The organism is Vibrio sp. 1402 (assembly GCF_033340275.1).
The window spans coordinates 1-751 of the sequence record NZ_JAWOWE010000215.1 but is presented as its reverse complement, the minus strand read 5'-3'; the positions used below and the strand labels follow the sequence as shown (position 1 = coordinate 751).

The following is a 751-nucleotide window of genomic DNA, read 5'->3' as shown; positions in this document are numbered from 1 at the left end:
AATATCCCCCGCCATGTAAGCGAAGATGAATGCGCCTGGTGCCATGGTCAACAGAGAAACCAGAGCGTAAGTGCCAAGGTTGAGGCTGGTTAGACCGTAAGCGTAGTTTTGTAGGCTGAATGGGAATACAGGCACAAGACGAGTCAGAATTAAGAAGCTTGTACCATTTGCTGCGACACCGTCATCGATTTTCTTGAAGATTGGGTTGTCGCCAAACTTCTTCATGATGGTATTACGCAGTAGGAAGCGCGCCACGATGAATGCCGCCACCGCGCCAAGCGTTGCAGAAAACAGCGCCAATACGCCACCTTTGATAGGACCAAATACGATACCTGCCACAATGGTGAACGCGCTGCCCGGTAGTAGGAAAACACACGCAAACACGAATGCTGCTACGAATACGGCGTAGCCCCACACACCAAAGCTGGCGATCCAATCTTGTAGGCTCTTGATGTCAGTGATGATTTCAAGAATACCAGTTTGTTTTGCCGCGAACAGAGCAATAGCTACAACAGCGACGATAAGAGCGATTTTTACGAATTTCATAAGTTCAACTTCACTTAAACCTAATAATTAAAAAGAGATAGCTATACAGACATACACTTGATCAGACCCGCTTTTGATTTGTAGCGGTTGAACCAAGCTTTTACAGGGCTAGCGAGTACGTTTACTGGCGGTTCATCACCTTGCATGATCACAGGGCCGAACATCAGGTCTAGAATGTGCCAAGATTTCGTGCCAACACCCATCA

At 47.3% G+C, this 751-nt stretch carries 1 protein-coding gene and 1 pseudogene; both read right to left on the bottom strand.

The window, feature by feature from the left end; genetic code table 11:
- Positions 1-546, bottom strand: a 546-nt coding sequence (locus R7044_RS25175; protein WP_225455992.1) for a TVP38/TMEM64 family protein, incomplete at its 3' end; no start/stop codon positions are given.
- Positions 547-587: 41 nt separating this feature from the next.
- Positions 588-751, bottom strand: a pseudogene (locus tag R7044_RS25170) ((Fe-S)-binding protein); the annotation flags it as partial.